We start from the raw sequence: 17,159 nt of genomic DNA, 5'->3' as shown, positions 1-17,159 counted from the left end.
ATATGACGAAATTCAAAATGTACAAATCTACGGGAGAAGATGCATTGTTTGTATCCGTATCCCCAGATCAATTACAACCGCAAGACTCCGATTCGGAGACAACGACAATCCTTCTGGATGATCAGCAAACATATCAGGAGATGGATGGTTTCGGGGCTTCTTTTACCGATTCATCTGCCTATCTGATCAACCAGATATTAAACGAAGAGCAGAGAGCTGAAGTCATGACCCGGTTGTTCCATCCCGAGGAAGGCATTGGATTGTCGGTCATTCGTAATCCGATGGGAGCTTCAGACTATGCGAGAACGGTGTACAGCTATAATGATTTGCCAGAAAACCAAACGGACCCGGAATGTTCCGGGTTCAGCATTGCACACGATGAAGCGGATGTTATTCCTTTGACCCAAAAGGCGTTGGAGTTGAATCCGGATCTGAAGCTGTTCGCTTCACCATGGAGCGCCCCGGGCTGGATGAAAACAAGCGGCTCCATGATTACAGGTCAATTAAAGAATGAGTGGTATCCGGCATATGCGGAGTATTTTGTGAAGTATATCCAAGCCTACGCTTCGCATGGATTACCTATCCATGCCGTGACACCACAGAACGAGGCACTTTATGAACCGGGTCATTATCCCGGCATGTTGATGCCAGCCGAAGCACAAGCAGACTTTATCAAGAATCATCTAAAGCCTGCGTTGGTCAGAAATGATATTCAGTCCAAAATCCTCTGTTATGATCACAACTGGGATCGTCCGGATTATCCGCTGACCGTGCTAGAAGAGGCGGCAGAAGAGGTGGATGGAGTGGCTTGGCACTGGTATGGGGGCGAAGCCTCGGCTCAAACGAAGGTGTATGAAGCCTTTGCCGGTAAAGAGGTACACTTCACCGAAGGATCAGGAGGGGAATGGATTCCTCCATTCGAACAGGCCTTCTCCAATGTAATCAGAACAGGTATTGAGATTCTTCGCAATTACAGCAAATCTTTTGTACTCTGGAATATGGCACTTGATGAGAACAACGGCCCCACCGTTCCTGGCTTTGGGAAAAGTACATGTCGTGGCATTGTGAAGGTCAACCAGCAAACTAAAGAGCTTACTTATACTCTCGATTATTATGCTCTGGCTCATTTCAGTGCCTTGATTCGTCCCAAAGCGGTACGTATTGACTCTTCCTCCAATGAGGCATGCATTCGTTCTGTAGCCTTCAAAAATACAGATGGTTCGATTGCCGTTGTGCTTTTCAATGACGGAGAAGAGACAGGAAATGTACAGGTTCTGCTAAAAGAAGAGGAGCTGTTAAGTTTCCAACTGGAGTCCAAGAGTGCTTTGTCCATTTTGATTAACCAAGAGTAGAGTAATGCAGTGTTCCCCCAGCTCGGGGGAGTAGTTCTAACAGGCTGCTTAAATATTGGATTGTATGGAAATAAAAGGAGATACGGAGAAGAAATCTCTCTGTATCGCCTTTTTATATTGGCGTTTAGTGAGCCTATACTCTTTGGATCGCTAAATTTGGTGTTCCGCTGCTCTCATCAATAAACAGCACATACTTCCCGCTGAAATGGTTTGATATAAAATATTGCTACTACAAGGAGGTGGGAACCGTAGCGAGTTATGACAATGGAGTTCCCTTAGCGGAACCTTTACAGGTGAAAACTTACATAATTCCTCATGAGGTTATAATCGTTGTTTGTCTGCGATACTCTGTCGGGTTAAGCCCTGTATGCTTTTTGAATTGTCGCGAGAAATAATACAAGTCACTAAACCCGAGGTATTCAGCTATGGCAGTCACCGTGTTTGATGTAGAGGTCAGGAGCTCCTTAGCTTTATCAATTTTTCTGCTAGTTATATAGTGGATGGGTGGAACCCCGATCTGCTGCTTGAAGAAACGAATAAAATAATTGGGATGCATATAAGCGATCTGAGCCAGATCCTGAACCGTAATATTTTGTTCGACGTTGGATTCGATATAAGTCAGGATCGCAGACATTTTCTCCATGACAGGCGCATTTACATAAGAAATCTGATTGAGATCCAGATTCATTACATAATAGGAAAGTAACTCCATTAGCTTGCTTTTGGCCATCATATGAGCATAGACCTCGCCCGATCTGGCATAAGTAAGGATGCTATTAAAGGTTTCCCGAACCAGCCTCGGATCAGCTGGCGCACAAAAGTGCGGGAGCCGTAAAATTTGAAACAGGTTGATGCCTCCGACCTTGGCGCTGAAATGACACCAGTATTTGAGAAAAGGACGATCACTAATGGCAGAGTAAGACTGTCTTATTCCTTCGGGCATCAAAAAAAGTTGGCCAGGTGCTGGGTAATATTCCTGATCTCCAATCTTGAGCCAGCCTTCCCCTTCGCAGATAAAATAGAACTTACTGTAATCAGGTGTGTAATCGAGATCTTTCCAGTCCGTTTCGCACCGATTATAGTTGACCATGAACAATTCAACCTGCAGATTGGATAAGTGGTTCGTGAGCAATGTCCTGTCATTCACAATCTTCATCTCCTTACAAAGGTTAATATTGTCCATCTAAAAGTTAATGCTCTTCATGTCTATCTATGGCTCAAGTCACTACAATACATGTGAATAGGATAACGGAAGGGTGACATTGCATATGGACAAAAATGAATATTTGCAACGTATTGAAGCGACCATTGACGAAGGCAAATTTAAAGACAACTGGAATTCACTGAGTGCAATCCAGGTTCCCGAGTGGTATCGTAATGCGAAATTTGGTATTTTTATTCACTGGGGACTATACTCCGTTCCTGCATTTGATAATGAATGGTATTCGCGAAATATGTATATGGAAGGCTCCAAAGCCCATGAACATCACCTTGCTGTTTACGGGCCTCCGAAGGATTTTGGATATAAAGATTTTATTCCGATGTTTCGGGCAGAGAATTTTGATGCAGACGAATGGGCTGCGCTTTTTAAAAAGGCAGGAGCCAGATACGTTATGCCAGTCGCAGAGCACCATGACGGATTCCAAATGTATAAAAGCGCCATATCTCACTATAACACAGTTGAAATGGGACCCAAACGAGATCTTTTGGGGGAGATGAAGGCCGCATATGAGAAGCAGGGGTTGGTTCTTTGCGTGTCATCTCATCGGGCGGAGCACTGGTTCTTCATGTCTCATGGCAAAGCGTTTGACTCGGATATCAAGGAACCGCTCCGGCGCGGTGATTTCTACTGGCCTGCTATGCCCGAGCCGGATCATCATGACTTATATGGCTCACCTCCAACGGATGAGTATCTGGAAGATTGGTTGATTCGTTGCTGTGAACTGGTGGATGAATACCAGCCGAGCGTATTTTATTTTGACTGGTGGATCCAGACGGCCGCGTTCAAACCTTACTTGAAAAAGTTCAGCGCCTACTACTATAACAAAGGTGAAGAGTGGGGTATCCCGGTAGCGATTAACTATAAACATGATGCTTTTATGCTCGGTTGTGCCGTACCGGATGTGGAACGAGGACAATTCGCTGACCTCAAGCCGTATTTCTGGCAAACGGATACAGCAGTCGCCAAAAACTCATGGTGTTATACAGAAAATAATGATTATAAGTCTGCGGTCGAGATTATCCGGGATCTCGTCGATATTGTAAGCAAAAACGGCAGTCTTCTGTTAAACATTGGACCCAAAGCGGATGGCACCATTCCCGATGAAGATAAGAACATTCTGCTTGCCATAGGTCAATGGCTGGAAGTGAATGGTGAGGCGATCTATGACACGACGTTCTGGCGGACGTATGGGGAAGGGCCGACCGAGGTGAAAGAAGGACAGTTTACTGATGGTGAGACCAAGATTTTCACAAGTGAGGATATTCGCTTTACCGTAAAAGAAAGCTTTCTCTATACTACGGTTATGGTCTACCCGGAGAACGGGATTGTTCATATCCGGTCGCTAAAGGAGAATTCCCATCATTTTCATGGACTGATCAGGAATATTCAGGTGTTGGGCTTCGACGAAGAACCAGAATGGAGCAGGACGGAAGAGTCTTTGACGATAACGACAAGGAACGTGCATAGCGGCTCACCCGTTGTATTTAAATTAGAACTGGAATAGGAAATATTTAAGGGAAATAACCAATAGGTATATGTATTGGTTATTTCCCTGTTTTTTTGTGCGATTCTGCAATGGATTATACTCGTTTTCGGGTTGAAGAACTGCGACGGAGCTTTCTTCGTTTTTGGGACAAGCGATGTATCTTAGCCATACGCTTCCGCTTCAATATCCGCTGCCGCAAAGGGCTAGACCCTTTTTTTTCTACAGGTTTGGGAGGTGATTCAATTTGTATTGGTGGTAGTATGCAGCGTTCATCAGGTATGTCCTTCAGCGCTTTATAGTTTATCGGTACAATGCCCAGCGCCTGTAGCGTTTGGGGGATTTCCTGATCGACAAATACTGCAAGTTCATGCTCCCGGATGTCCAGCCAGCTGGAAATCTCTCGAAGAGCATCGTCGACATATCCAGGATGACATACAATCTCGGTGATGCCATCTGGGAGCCTAGATAAATGTAAAAGCAATCGCTGCAAACCCTCCTGATCTCCGTAAGTATCCAGCAGAATCGTATCTGTCATCCGGGGGTCTGGCATAGCAGGGGGTGAATGCTGGATTTGTGATCTCCGAAGGGGGATGTTTTCCCGGACAGCTTTCTCCGCCATGATTTGGAACATTATCGGATCGTTCTGATGCAGCAGCTGATGTGAATCGAGATGTGTAGGAGAACGAGATGCTTGAACAAAAACGTTCCATTGAGCATCGAGTTCTTTTGCGATATCAGCGATGTCTCGCTTCAATCCAATTGGGCTTTGATGAAAAGAACCGTCAGGCTTCACCAAAGAAGGCACGATGGCTGGGTCGGACACGGGTCTCCCGTAAGTCAGGTTGAAATGTAAACCGACTCCGAGTTCTGGCAACGAGCGGGCTAAGCTCAATGCATCCTCGAGGCCCGGCATATTTACCATCATCGAAGTACTCGTAATTCCACCAGCCTGATATGCTTGAATAATTCCCTGATTAACGCCGGGCGACAGCCCAAAATCATCCGCATTAATAATCACTTGCCTGCTCATGCCACTTATCTCCTTCCTCACATTGAGAGCGAATCAGTTGCCATGTCCCTAATATATTAAAGCCCATAAGGTACGGACCGTTCATTCGCACAGACCTGTTAGAATACTTCAAAATAATGTCTTGTCCAGTGTATATCCTGTTCATGGATAGAAATAATTGAGTCGCAGACAGAATACATTTAATGTAAATGTTGTTACGGATTGAGAAAAAAACAGGGGTATCTCTGTTCAGTATCAGTCCGTTAATATGGGGAGGGAAAAGTTTGTTAAAGAAAAGAAAAATCGTAAGTCTGCTGGTGCTGTTCAGTTTCCTGATCGCTTTACTGCCTGGCACGACGACAAATGCAGCGACCAATTGGAATCTGGTGTGGAGTGATGAATTCAATGGAAGCTCTCTGAATACGTCGAATTGGTCTGCAGAGATTGGTACGGGCAGCGGCGGATGGGGAAATAATGAATTGCAGTATTATACGAATCGTACCGAGAACCTGCAAGTTACTGGTGGAAATCTCGTCATTACCGCGCGCAAAGAAAATTACAATGGCAGCAATTATACATCGGCACGAATCAAAACGCAGGGGTTGAAAGATTTTACTTACGGTAAAGTTGAAGCGCGTATCAAGCTGCCTTCGGGTCAAGGTCTCTGGCCTGCTTTTTGGATGCTGGGAAGCAACATTAATTCCGTCGGTTGGCCCAAGAGCGGAGAGATCGACATTATGGAACGGGTCAACAACAATGCTTTTGTAAACGGTACCGTGCATTGGGATGCCAACGGGCATGCCGATTATGGAAAGATATCGGAAAATCTTGATTTTTCCCAATTTCATGTGTACAGCATCGAATGGGACTCCAAATATATTAGATGGTTTGTGGATGGTAAACAATTTAATGAGTTTTACATCGAAAATGGAACAGGAAACACGGAAGAGTTCCAGCGTCCGTTTTTCCTCCTGTTGAATATGGCTGTAGGTGGAAATTGGCCTGGCAGCCCTAATAATGCGACACCGTTCCCATCACAAATGCTTGTGGATTATGTGCGTGTATATCAAGCAGCAGCAAGTACACCGAATATTGTCAGCGGGGGCCTCTATACAATCGGTGCCAAGGCAAGCGGTAAAGTGTTGGATATTGTGGATGTATCCACAGCAAGCGGGGCAAAAGTACAACAATGGACCAACTACAGTGCGAGCAACCAGACGTTTAGAGTCGATAGCACAGGAGATGGTTTCTATAAACTCACAGCTGTTCATAGTGGAAAAGTTCTGGATGTGCCCAACTCAACAGCATCAGCTGGCGTACAACTCCAGCAATGGGATGATAATGGCTCTAACGCCCAAAGGTGGAGCATCCAGGATGCGGGTAACGGTTACTATAAAATTATTTCCAAGGTGAATGGGTTGGCGGTAGATGTTGCGAGCTCCTCAACAGCGGATGGGGCCGCGGTCCAGCAATGGAATGATAACGGAACAGATGCCCAAAAGTGGTTATTCACCAAATTGAACTAATTCTATATCGATACTTTATAGGGAGATGGGTACTAATTATAAAGAGGACAGGAAACAAGCTGCGCTCCATGATTTTTTTGGAGACAGCTTGTTTTTTTGTTCTTTTAGGTCTATCTTCGTCAGAAACACGATTAAATCAAACACTTGAGAAAACGTCAAACACAGTTGCCTGCAACTAAATGTGCCACTCTTTGGAAATCCTAAACGGGGAACCCGAAGAGGTGATGGGCAGAGGGTCAAAAAGATAGGTGCGTGGAGGGAATCATGAATATTGAGCAACTTTATTTTCATATTTTGTATTGCAATTCAAGGAAAAGGAATGAACCGCGAAAATTTTCAAATAAAGGGGTGCGGACACTTCAGCATCATGAGCTTATTCTTATTACAGGCGGGAAAGCGGAGATTTCCGTTAATAATAAAAAACATACCGTTCAGGAAGGGATACTCATCTACCTTCAGCCTGATGTTCCACATTTCATCGTGATTGATTCTGATGATCCCATAAGTTTTGTGTCCGTACACTTCAGCTATGTGCAAATCGAGCAGAATGACAGTGCGTGGAATGTACGTAAGGATGTGAAGATGTTCCCTTTGCCCGCTGTCCAGCAGTTAAAGGACTATTATCAAGTGGACGAGGTATTTAAACAAATGGCGGACATCTGGAACACGAAACTGCCCGGTTATGAGTTTATCGCCAAGACGTTACTACAGCAATTAATTATTGCAATTGCGCAAAATATTAAAAAGCGGCATCGTAATTACGCAACATCCGTGAAAGTGGAAAAGATCATCAATTATATGCATCACCATCTGCATGGTAAAGTCACTTTGACTGAACTATCGGAATTGGTGCAGTTGTCGCCTCCCTATTTATCGAGAACATTCAAAGAAATTACAGGATATTCCATCATTGAATTCTTCAATAAGCTGAAAATGGACAAAGCGAAAGAGCTTCTTTTGGAAGGCGACAGTAAGGTCAAAGAAGTGGCTCAGTTCCTTGGTTACACAGACGAGTTCTATTTCAGCAGGTTATTTAAACAAACGGAAGGTATGAGTCCTTCGGAATTTTACAGCAAAAATGTCCATGGAGTTTAACATAGTGCATGGTGTATAGCCTTTCTGGCCGCTAAGATGAGGATATGATTGTGAAGTGGGAGGAAGGCTGTTGACATGCCGCTGTGGAAAAGAAATCTAATTGTATGCTGGTTTGGGATGTTTGTGACAGGGGTTGGCATGAGTCAGATTGCACCGATTTTGCCGCTTTATATCAAGCAGCTTGGTGTGAATGATTCGGCGGCGATTGCCCAATTTTCCGGAATTGCCTTTGGCATAACATTTGTACTTTCCGCCCTTTTTTCGCCGATTTGGGGGGCGGCTGCCGACCGATGGGGACGAAAACCGATGCTCCTTCGAGCCAGTTTGGGAATGGCTGTAGTCATAGGTTGTATGGGGTTCGCATCCAACGTGTACATGCTCATCGGACTTCGACTGTTACAAGGTGTTATCACCGGATACAGCACCGCCTGTACGACACTGATTGCTACCCAGACCGATTCCAAGCATGCGGGCTATGCGTTGGGCACACTTTCAACGGCCAACATTGCAGGGTCCCTGATTGGTCCGACGATTGGAGGTTTCATTGGGGGGCACTGGGGGCTCCAGAATTCCTTTTTTATCACAGGTGGTCTGATGATGATTGCGTTTATTACGACTGCTTTATTCGTGAAGGAGTCGTTCACGCGAGAGGATAAAGCGGTGCTTGGCCTCAGGGAAGTATGGCGAAAGGTACCTGAGAAAAGTCTGACGATTCACTTGTTTGTTACTTTTTTTGTACTAACTGTGGCCTTATATTCGGTGGAGCCGATCCTCACTGTATATATTACACAGCTTTCCGGTAACACTTCCCATGTTGCTTTGATGGCCGGAATCGTATTCTCCGCATCAGGACTGGCCAATCTGATTGCCGCACCAAGACTGGGTAGGCTTTCCGATCAAGTAGGCGCACAGAAAGTAATATTGGTTGCACTTATCGCTGCGGGAATTCTCTTCATTGCCCAGGCTTTTGTAACGAGTCCATGGCAGCTGATGGGTCTGCGTTTTTTATTGGGATTGGCGGCAGCCGGACTGATTCCGTCCGTAAATACGTTAATCAAAAAAATTACACCGGCTTCTCTGACAGGCAGAGTCTTCGGTTTTAACATGTCAGCCGGATATCTGGGTGTATTCGGCGGTGCCGTTTTAGGCGGACAGGTAGCTGCCTGGATGGGAATACGATATGTGTTTCTGATTACCAGTGCTTTGATATTGATCAACGCTGGCTGGGTGTATTTTAAGGTATACCAAAAACTTGAAATGAACGGGAGAGAAGAGCATGGAAAACTTGAAAAAAGCCGAAGCTGAACAGCTTGCAGCAGAAAAAACAGCGTTGGTGGTTATTGATTTGCAGAAGGGGATTGTAAATAGCCGGCAACAGGCCCCCCATACAGGTGAGTCAGTAGTGCAAAATGCAGCCAAATTAGCGCAGGCTTTTGCCGAAAAGGGAGCTTTTGTAGTGCTTGTAAAAGTCTCGACCGTTGATGGAAAAGATATGTTGAAGCCCAAGACGGATATGGAACGTGGGGCGGCTCAATTTACCGCTGATTGGGATCAATTCGTGCCTGAAATTGCAGCCCATACCCCTTATCATACGATTACCAAGCGTCAATGGGGGGCTTTCTTCGGTACTGATCTTGACCTCCAGTTGCGTCGTCGGGGCATTGATACAATCGTATTGTGTGGCGTTTCTACCTCCATTGGAGTGGATACTACAGCAAGAGAAGCTTATCAGCATGGTTATCATCAGATTTTTGCAGAAGATGCTATGACTGCTGCTACCAAGGAAGAGCATGACTACGTTTGTAAAACCATTTTTCCCAGAATCGGTCGGATTTGGTCCAGTAAAGAAGTGGTTACGGCACTGAAATAGGATAGACGGGTGAATGGTCCACGATTATGACAAGGATCTATTAACTAAAGTACTAAAATGCTCAAAAAGGAGACATCTGATCCGATGTCTCCTTTTTGGAGTTTTCTATAATGGATCAGAACAAATTGTTGGCTGCAATCAACAGTAAGAGAATTCCGCTGACCAGCGTTCCGAACTGACCCAGTGTGAACGAACCAATACGGACATTTGCCGCTTTGGTTCCCATCCACACGCCAAACCATACAGTAACAAAACTGCCGATAGCTGCTGTCAGAGAAATGTACAAGGGGGACAAGCCCATCAAGCCGGCGCTTAGGCCATTCGTCAGTGCATTTGTCGATAGAGCAACGCCCAGGATCAATGCTTCCAGCACACCGATATGGCTTGATTTATCCAGGTCTACCCGTTCAGGATTTTTCAAAATGGTCCCGATCCCGAGAGCTTGGGAATCGGTCTCTTCATGCTCTTGCTTCTTGCGGGGAACCGATAACAGGATGATACGAAAACCGATGACAAGCAGGATAAATGTGCCCAGTAGTATGGGGAAGACGCCAGGAAGCACGACAGAAATCCATTTCCCGAACAAAATGCCAGAATAACTGAACAGTAAACAAACAACGGCAATCAACAAATTCGAAAATAGGCTAATTTTGATTTTTCTGATCCCATACGATAGTCCGACACCCAGGTTGTCAAGACTCGAAGAGACAGCCAAAGCTAAGATAAGCATCCATGCCATAAAATCACCTCATGATCTGTAGTCTGCTCCTAATGTATGTGGTGTTGAGAATCCTGTGCCCGTCCTTGAGAAAAAAGTAACAAAACGCTTCCGTTGAGGAAAGAATAAGGTAAACTTTCAGACATTGTCCCATATACTAGACTATCGATCATATCTCTGGAGGGATGCCGGTGAGAGCAAATGATCAAATAAAGGATGGTCATATCGGAGATTTGATCAAGCCTCTGCTAGCCAGACGTGCGCTCTCGATGCGCAAATTCAGCATACTTTGCGGAATGGACACCGCTACCATTTCCCGGATCTTGAATGGGAAGCAGCAACCGAAGCTCACGCATCTGCAGGTCTTTTCCGAACATCTGGATGTTTCTCTGGATATTCTGCTTGAAGCTGCCGGCTATCCAATCCATCACGGAAAAAAAGAGGCCGAGCAGGGTATCCTGGATTCGCTTGAATCGATAAAGTCAGTCCTGCAACATACCCAGTTATTTGACCCTGCAGTGACAACAGAGCGAATTGAGCAGGAAATGATCAAGTATGAACAATATGCCCGTACGGATGAAGGGCATCGAATCATCTGTAAAGAGTTTGAGGTGAAAATCAACCAGACAAACGGTGCAGGACCGTTCATTGAACATTTGAAGGAAATGCATCTTCAATACTGTGATGAGATTACACCTGAGAATGATCGGTCCCTGATCGGCAGTGCATTGTTATACTTTATTTCATCTGCCGATCTGATTCCCGACTATCTCTTTCCGATTGGTTATCTGGATGATGCCATCGTTGTCTATCTGGTGTTGAATCGTCTAAATCAGCGTACATGAGCAGATTCATTAGGGGACGATCCACTCCTGCCCTTAATCGATATCCCGGAACATCAAAAAAAGAACGGCGCGAGAGGATTTCGCGTCGTTCTTTTGATGTCAGAATGACTAGGTCATAGTTATAAAGAACCGTTCGAATCAACCGAGCAGCCCTGATATTCGCATTTGCGTAAAATGTGTGAGGGAAGGAGAGACATTAGGTTTATAAAAGCATTAAAAAGGATTATTTTCTATAATTTTCAATAAAAGTGCTTGTATATCTCATTTTTTGACTCTATAATATACCATAAAAATACTATTGATTCTAAATTTTATATTATATGTAATTTTAAGAGTGTTGGTACATATTTAAAGAAATCTCCCGAGCTACCCATATCCATAATACTCCCTTGAAAAGTATGCGTTCTTGCTAACGCTGGTGATTACCCTCCTTAATGAATGCGAATCATTTCCGCTCACAAGATGAATTGAGCTGGAATGCAAATCTACCTCTTCCATATATGCTGAAAATGGCTATCTATAATCTTTCACATCCGATGTAATTTAATAACCTGTCCTGTAAAGGAGGTGAGGCTTGATGTAAATGAACGCAATACGTCTGTCCATATTGAGGCCGTTTCATCGTTTCGTTTAAAGGAATGGATACAGTAAATCGCTGTATTACAAAAACCGGGTAAAAGGAGTGGAAAAGTTTGATAAAGATGAATCGTTTACGCAAGCCGCTCTCCATGGGCCTGTCACTTCTCCTTGCATTATCTATCATTCATCCGGTTTCAGCTGATAACGCCGCATCGCAGAAGATCGACATGAAATCCAGTTCGGACAAAATCACCACCTCCAAAGTGAACGCCAAGCTGAGCAAGGAATTTGAGAGCAATGATTATGTAACTTATCTGGTGAAAATGAAAGAACAGGTAGATACAGCCTCTGTCTCCAAACAAGCTATGCAAAAGGCAACGATCGAAAAGCAAACGGCTTCGGCAACGAAACTGTCTGTGCGCAGCACGGTTGTCAGTTCTCTGCGAGAAACGGCCTCGCGCTCCCAATACACCCTGGAAAGTTTTCTTGAGAAGGAACTTGACCTTGGCAAGGTCAAAGAATATAAAAGTTATTTCATCGTTAATGCACTCGCAGTAACAAGTACGAAAGAAGTGATGGAACAGATTGCACTTCTTCCCGAGGTGGAAAAATTACTGCCTAACGAGCAGCGTTATATGCAAAAAACTGAGGTTGGTAGCGAAAAGGCAACAGCAGCCCCAGCAACGGAGCCTGCCAAGACACCAGCCAAAGAAGCGGATACGAAGGAAAGCGCAGCAGCTAATGAGAAGAGCCTGCAGACAGAGAACGTTGAATGGAACATCGATTCGATTAACGCGCCTGCAGTCTGGGACAAAGGAATCGACGGTACAGGAATCGTTGTTGCCAACCTGGACAGCGGGGTCGATTACACCCATCCGGCGCTCCGCAGTAAATGGAGAGGACTCGATGCTTCGGGAAATATCGTCGATCCCGAGCTAAGCTGGTATGATCCCCATAGTAATGCCTCTCTTCCTGCGGATGGAGACGGTCATGGTACACATACGATGGGTACCATGGTAGGCTCCGAAGCCAATGGCACCAATAAGATCGGGGTTGCTCCCGGAGCAAAATGGATTGCCGTCCGGATTTTCAATCCGAGTACGACGGATGCCATTATACTGGATGGCGGGCAATGGCTGATTGCTCCAGTGGATGCCGAAGGAAATCTGCACCCCGAGCTTGCCCCGGATGTGGTTAACAATTCCTGGGGTGGTGGTCCTGGATTGGACGAGTGGTTCCGTCCGATGGTTCAGGCCTGGCGAGATGCACAGATCTTTCCGGAATTCTCAGCCGGCAATGTGACATTGACGAATCCGGGAGGCCCAGGTTCGGTTGCGAACCCTGCGAACTATCCAGAGAGCTTCGCGACGGGAGCAACGGATATCAACGGGAATCTGGCTTCTTTTTCCCTACTTGGTCCTTCCCCTTATGAGGAAATTAAGCCGGAAGTTTCGGCTCCCGGTGTTAACATTCGTTCCTCCGTTCCGGGCGGCGTATATGAGGGTGGCTGGAACGGTACGTCCATGGCAGGCCCGCATACCACTGCATTGGCTGCACTCCTGCTTCAAGCCAATCATTCCCTTACGGTTGATCAGTTGGAGCAGATTATTATGGATACAGCGACACCGAGAACAGACAGCCGGTATCCAACCTCGCCAAATAACGGCTACGGTCACGGTATCATTAATGCGCTGGATGCAGTAGGTTCCGTACTTGAGGGCATAGGCACGGTATCCGGGAGGGTTGTCACAGCAGGTGATGATCTGGAAGCACCAGTCCTGGAACATACACCTGTAAACTCTGCGTTTACGGGGCTTGATATTCCACTGACTGCGCGTGTTACCGATAATGTTGGTGTAACTACAGTGGAGGCTTTCGCCAAAACAACGGGTACGAGCCAGTACGTATATCTGCCGATGAATCGAATAGCTGGAGATGCCAAAGATGGAACCTACACAGCGACGATTCCGGCATTCCTCATCGAGTCACAGGGCTTGGAATACTATATCCGGGTCAATGATTATGGTAATAACGGATTCGAAAGTGAAGTTTACAAGGTTGCGGTATCCAATGGAGTGCAGCCTGGGTATTTGCAGGATTTTGAGGAAGATAATCTGGGCTTCAGCTCGGGCGGAGTTGGCAACGCCTGGACATGGGGAGCACCGACAAGTGGACCGGGAAGCGCCTATTCCGGTGATAAGCTGATTGCAACCAATCTGACTGGGACTTATGCAGCCAACAGCAATGCCTATTTGCTCGCACCACCAATTGATCTTACCCAGAGCCCTGAAGGAGCATTGTTATCCTTCAAGCACTGGTATGATTTGGAGAGCAACATCGATTTTGGCAAGGTGTACATTGCAACAGAGGATAGTGACTATGCATTTGAAGAGGCATTGAGCTTTACAGGTGCCGGTGGAGGCTGGAAAACGCAATATATTGACTTGCGTGACTACGCCGGTCAACAGGTATTTATCAAGTTTAATCTGACCAGCGACAATTCCGTTCAAAAGGCTGGTTGGTATATCGATGACTTTTCAGTACAAGCTCCAGATGATATTGCTCCGGGAGCGCCAAGCGGATTGTCCGCTACAGCTGACATTCTGGGGAACGTAAACCTGTCCTGGACGGGATCGGACGATGAGGATCTGGAATCCTACAACGTGTATCGTTCGACGAATCCCGGCTCAGGTTATGAGGTTATTGGAAATACATCTGCAACGACATTTTCGGATACAGCGACCGTAACCGATTCAACTTATTATTACACGGTAGCTGCGCTTGATTATAGTGGCAATGAAAGTGACAAGTCGAATGAGGTATCCGTGACCGTGGAGGTCCCTGAAGATATCTTCATTGATCACTTTGATGGCAATAGCGACAATGGATGGTCTCATTCGGGCACCAAGGACGAGTGGGAACGTGGAGTACCTGTCGTTGGTCCTGCCAGTGCGGTTTCTCCGCCGAATGTTTGGGCGACCGATCTGGACAGCACCTATGAGAACGGTTCAAACTATTCTCTGGTATCGCCAGTCGTGGATTTGACTCAAGTGGATCAAGCTACACTGACGTTCAATCATTGGTATGAAATTGAAAGTGGATATGACTATGGTTATGTCGAAGCTACAAAGGACGGTGGCAACACATGGTCGGAGCTCGGTAAATTCTCTCATTCTTCGAATGGGAAACAATGGACTCCGGTATTCTACGATCTGGCCGCATTGAAGGGAAATGAAGTTCAATTCCGGTTCAGATTGACGTCGGACAGCAGTGTCGTCAAGCAAGGCTGGTATATCGATGACTTCCGCATTCTGGGTATCGCCGCTGAGACGGTTACGAAAGATACCGCGGTTGTTCTGAGCAGTGACAAGCCTAAACCTGAATATGATAATCCTTGGTATAAAGTTTCAAGTACAGACAAGGCTGAATTCAATAAAACGAAACAGGAGCAGCCGGAAGCACAGAAACCTGGAACAGGCTCTGTAACACCGCAAAGCTTGCCTGCAAGTGCAACGGTCACCGTTCTGGAAACAGGGCGTTCAGTGAAGACAGACCCGACAACAGGCAAATACAGTTTTACTCACGTGGCGGGTGATTACACGTTGAAGGCTGAGGCTTATGGATATTATCCTCAGACGAAAACGGTAACCATCACGGACGGCAGTGGAGCGACAGCCAACTTCAATCTGGAAACCATTCCCCAAGGAAAGATTGAAGGTACTGTAAGTGATGAACGGACAGGAAAACCTCTAGCTGGCGCATCCGTTCTTGTGTTGGAAGATGCTCAAGTAGGGGCAGTTCGTACAGGCACAGACGGCAAGTTCATTCTGGATGTTCTGGAAGGAACCTACACGCTGTCGATCATCGCGACGGACTACTATAGTAAAACTGTAAGTGTAACGGTACCAGGAAATGGTACAGTCGAAGCGAAAGTTGCCTTAAAACCATTTATCGGATTTCCTGGTGAAATCGCTTATGACGATGGAACTGCTGAAAATGCAAGAGCTTTTGTGGCCGCAGATAACGCATGGGCTGTACGCATGACGCCAGAATTGGAGACAGCACAGCTCACAGGTGCATCACTTCGATTCTGGAATACAGAGTGGCCAGTACCCGGCGGAACAGCATTCAAATATGCCGTCTATGACGCCTCCGGATCAGGTGGAGCGCCAGGCCGATTACTGGCGGGGCCATTCGACGGTACGGCATTGCGTAATGATCAGTGGACGACCGTAGAATTTCCTGAGCCTGTAGTGGTACAAGGCGATTTCTATATCGTGTATGTGCAGACTGCAGTCGGAACGAGCGCGCCGGGACTTGCAACCGATGAAAATGGTGTGAATGCAGGCCGGAGCTGGCAGCGTGTAGGCGGAGTATGGAGTACTGCACCAGCAGAAGAGGGGAACTATATGATTCGTGCAGTGGTAAAATATCCGGTGAATGCACCTATACTCACTACACCAGCTAACACGTATACCAATAAGTCAGCCTTCACCGTTGCGGGAACTTCTCCTGCGAATGGGGCAGAGGTTAAAGTTTATAACGGAAAAAAATTGGTGAGTTCAACAACGGTTCAGAACGGTAAATTCACTTATAATGCACAGCTTCAATCAGGCGTTAATGCCTTTACTGCCGAGGCGGTAGTTAATGGAAAAACGACAGATCGTTCTCTTCCAGTTGTGATCATCTTAGATCAGACCGCACCGATATTAACGGTTCTTACACCTGAGGAAGGAAGTCGAACCAACACAGAAGTGGTTCATGTGACCGGCAATGTGCAGGATCAATTCCTTGACAAGGTGACGATTAACGGACAAAAGGTGAAATTGGAGCAGGACAGAAGCTTTAATCACCGCGTACTAGTGAATGAGGGTAAGAACACCATTACAATAATAGCGACAGATATTGCAGGCAATAAAACAACCGTGACACGAACGGTTAATGTGGAAACGTCTTTGCCTGAATTGACCAATATCTCTCCGGCTGAGGATGTACGGATTGTGGCAGGAGAAACCGTAACGGTTTCGTTCGACAGCAAGCCCAAACTTCAGGCTTCTTTCCGAATTGAACTGCCATCCAATCTGACTCCACAGGCTGGGGGAGAGATTCCATTGGTGGAAACGGAACCTGGTCATTATACGGGTACGTATACCACACCTGCATCACTTGTACTTGAGGGTGGGGTTATTGTGATCCGCGCCCAGGATACGGCTGGTAACAAAGTAGAGGTGGAGGCGCCAGGACGGTTGTTCGTATCTGCTGCCGAAGCGCCTGTTACAAATGTACCTTCCGATGATGACAATCTGTTACCAGGAACTCAGATCGAGTAGACTTCATTTTTCAAAACAATGGACATCCGCCTTGTCATGGCGGATGTCTTTTGTATTGACTTTATTGTTATCGCATTATAATATAAGCATGTTCTTATATAAGTTACATACAGGAGGGAGGAAGGGT

Annotated in this window: 11 protein-coding genes; 8 read left to right on the top strand and 3 right to left on the bottom strand. The window is 46.0% G+C overall.

From position 1 onward, the window contains the following. Window positions 1-2: 2 nt before the first annotated feature. Window positions 3-1,352: a glycoside hydrolase family 30 protein gene (locus tag P5G61_RS28595; protein WP_301249641.1), complete on the top strand. Its 1,350-nt coding sequence runs from the start codon at window positions 3-5 to the stop codon at window positions 1,350-1,352. A 313-nt stretch (window positions 1,353-1,665) separates the two neighbouring features. Here P5G61_RS28595 and P5G61_RS28590 read toward each other — a convergent pair whose 3' ends face one another. Next, on the bottom strand, window positions 1,666-2,508 hold the full coding sequence (locus P5G61_RS28590) for a helix-turn-helix domain-containing protein (RefSeq protein WP_301249658.1): 843 nt from the start codon (window positions 2,506-2,508) through the stop codon (window positions 1,666-1,668). A 112-nt stretch (window positions 2,509-2,620) separates the two neighbouring features. On the opposite strand from P5G61_RS28590, the gene P5G61_RS28585 reads away from it, so the two are divergent. Continuing rightward, window positions 2,621-4,078 (top strand): alpha-L-fucosidase, encoded by a 1,458-nt coding sequence (locus P5G61_RS28585; RefSeq protein WP_301249640.1) that lies wholly within the window; start codon window positions 2,621-2,623, stop codon window positions 4,076-4,078. A gap of 76 nt (window positions 4,079-4,154) precedes the next feature. Here the strand turns inward: P5G61_RS28585 and P5G61_RS28580 are convergent, their stop codons facing one another. Continuing rightward, window positions 4,155-5,090, bottom strand: a complete 936-nt coding sequence (locus P5G61_RS28580; RefSeq protein WP_301249639.1) for a carbohydrate deacetylase — start codon at window positions 5,088-5,090, stop codon at window positions 4,155-4,157. A 263-nt stretch (window positions 5,091-5,353) separates the two neighbouring features. Between P5G61_RS28580 and P5G61_RS28575 the strand changes: the two genes are divergently transcribed. The 4 genes from P5G61_RS28575 to P5G61_RS28560 all read left to right on the top strand — a co-directional run bounded on the left by P5G61_RS28575 (window position 5,354) and on the right by P5G61_RS28560 (window position 9,560). Next, on the top strand, window positions 5,354-6,595 hold the full coding sequence (locus P5G61_RS28575; protein ID WP_079344363.1) for an RICIN domain-containing protein: 1,242 nt from the start codon (window positions 5,354-5,356) through the stop codon (window positions 6,593-6,595). A 348-nt stretch (window positions 6,596-6,943) separates the two neighbouring features. Then, window positions 6,944-7,690 (top strand): AraC family transcriptional regulator, encoded by a 747-nt coding sequence (locus tag P5G61_RS28570; RefSeq protein WP_301249638.1) that lies wholly within the window; start codon window positions 6,944-6,946, stop codon window positions 7,688-7,690. A 75-nt stretch (window positions 7,691-7,765) separates the two neighbouring features. Then, window positions 7,766-8,995 (top strand): multidrug efflux MFS transporter, encoded by a 1,230-nt coding sequence (locus P5G61_RS28565; RefSeq protein WP_301249637.1) that lies wholly within the window; start codon window positions 7,766-7,768, stop codon window positions 8,993-8,995. Further along, complete coding sequence (locus P5G61_RS28560) at window positions 8,967-9,560, top strand: hydrolase (RefSeq protein WP_301249636.1); 594 nt, start codon at window positions 8,967-8,969, stop codon at window positions 9,558-9,560. The genes P5G61_RS28565 and P5G61_RS28560 overlap by 29 nt, the downstream gene beginning before the upstream one ends. Before the next feature lie 115 nt (window positions 9,561-9,675). On the opposite strand, the gene ytaF is transcribed toward P5G61_RS28560, so the two are convergent. Further along, window positions 9,676-10,299, bottom strand: coding sequence for a sporulation membrane protein YtaF (gene ytaF / locus P5G61_RS28555; protein ID WP_301249635.1), 624 nt, complete (start codon window positions 10,297-10,299; stop codon window positions 9,676-9,678). Window positions 10,300-10,463: 164 nt separating this feature from the next. On the opposite strand from ytaF, the gene P5G61_RS28550 reads away from it, so the two are divergent. Next, window positions 10,464-11,123, top strand: coding sequence for a DUF1232 domain-containing protein (locus tag P5G61_RS28550; protein ID WP_435874299.1), 660 nt, complete (start codon window positions 10,464-10,466; stop codon window positions 11,121-11,123). Window positions 11,124-11,815: 692 nt separating this feature from the next. After that, window positions 11,816-17,032 carry a S8 family serine peptidase gene (locus P5G61_RS28545; protein WP_301249633.1) on the top strand — a complete coding sequence of 1,739 codons (5,217 nt, stop codon included), beginning with the start codon at window positions 11,816-11,818 and terminating at the stop codon, window positions 17,030-17,032. The last annotated feature ends 127 nt before the right edge of the window (window positions 17,033-17,159 follow it).

The sequence above is a fragment of the Paenibacillus vandeheii genome (genome assembly GCF_030433635.1).
GTDB classification, from domain to species: domain Bacteria; phylum Bacillota; class Bacilli; order Paenibacillales; family Paenibacillaceae; genus Paenibacillus; species Paenibacillus vandeheii.
This window is presented reverse-complemented; position numbering and strand designations above follow the sequence as displayed.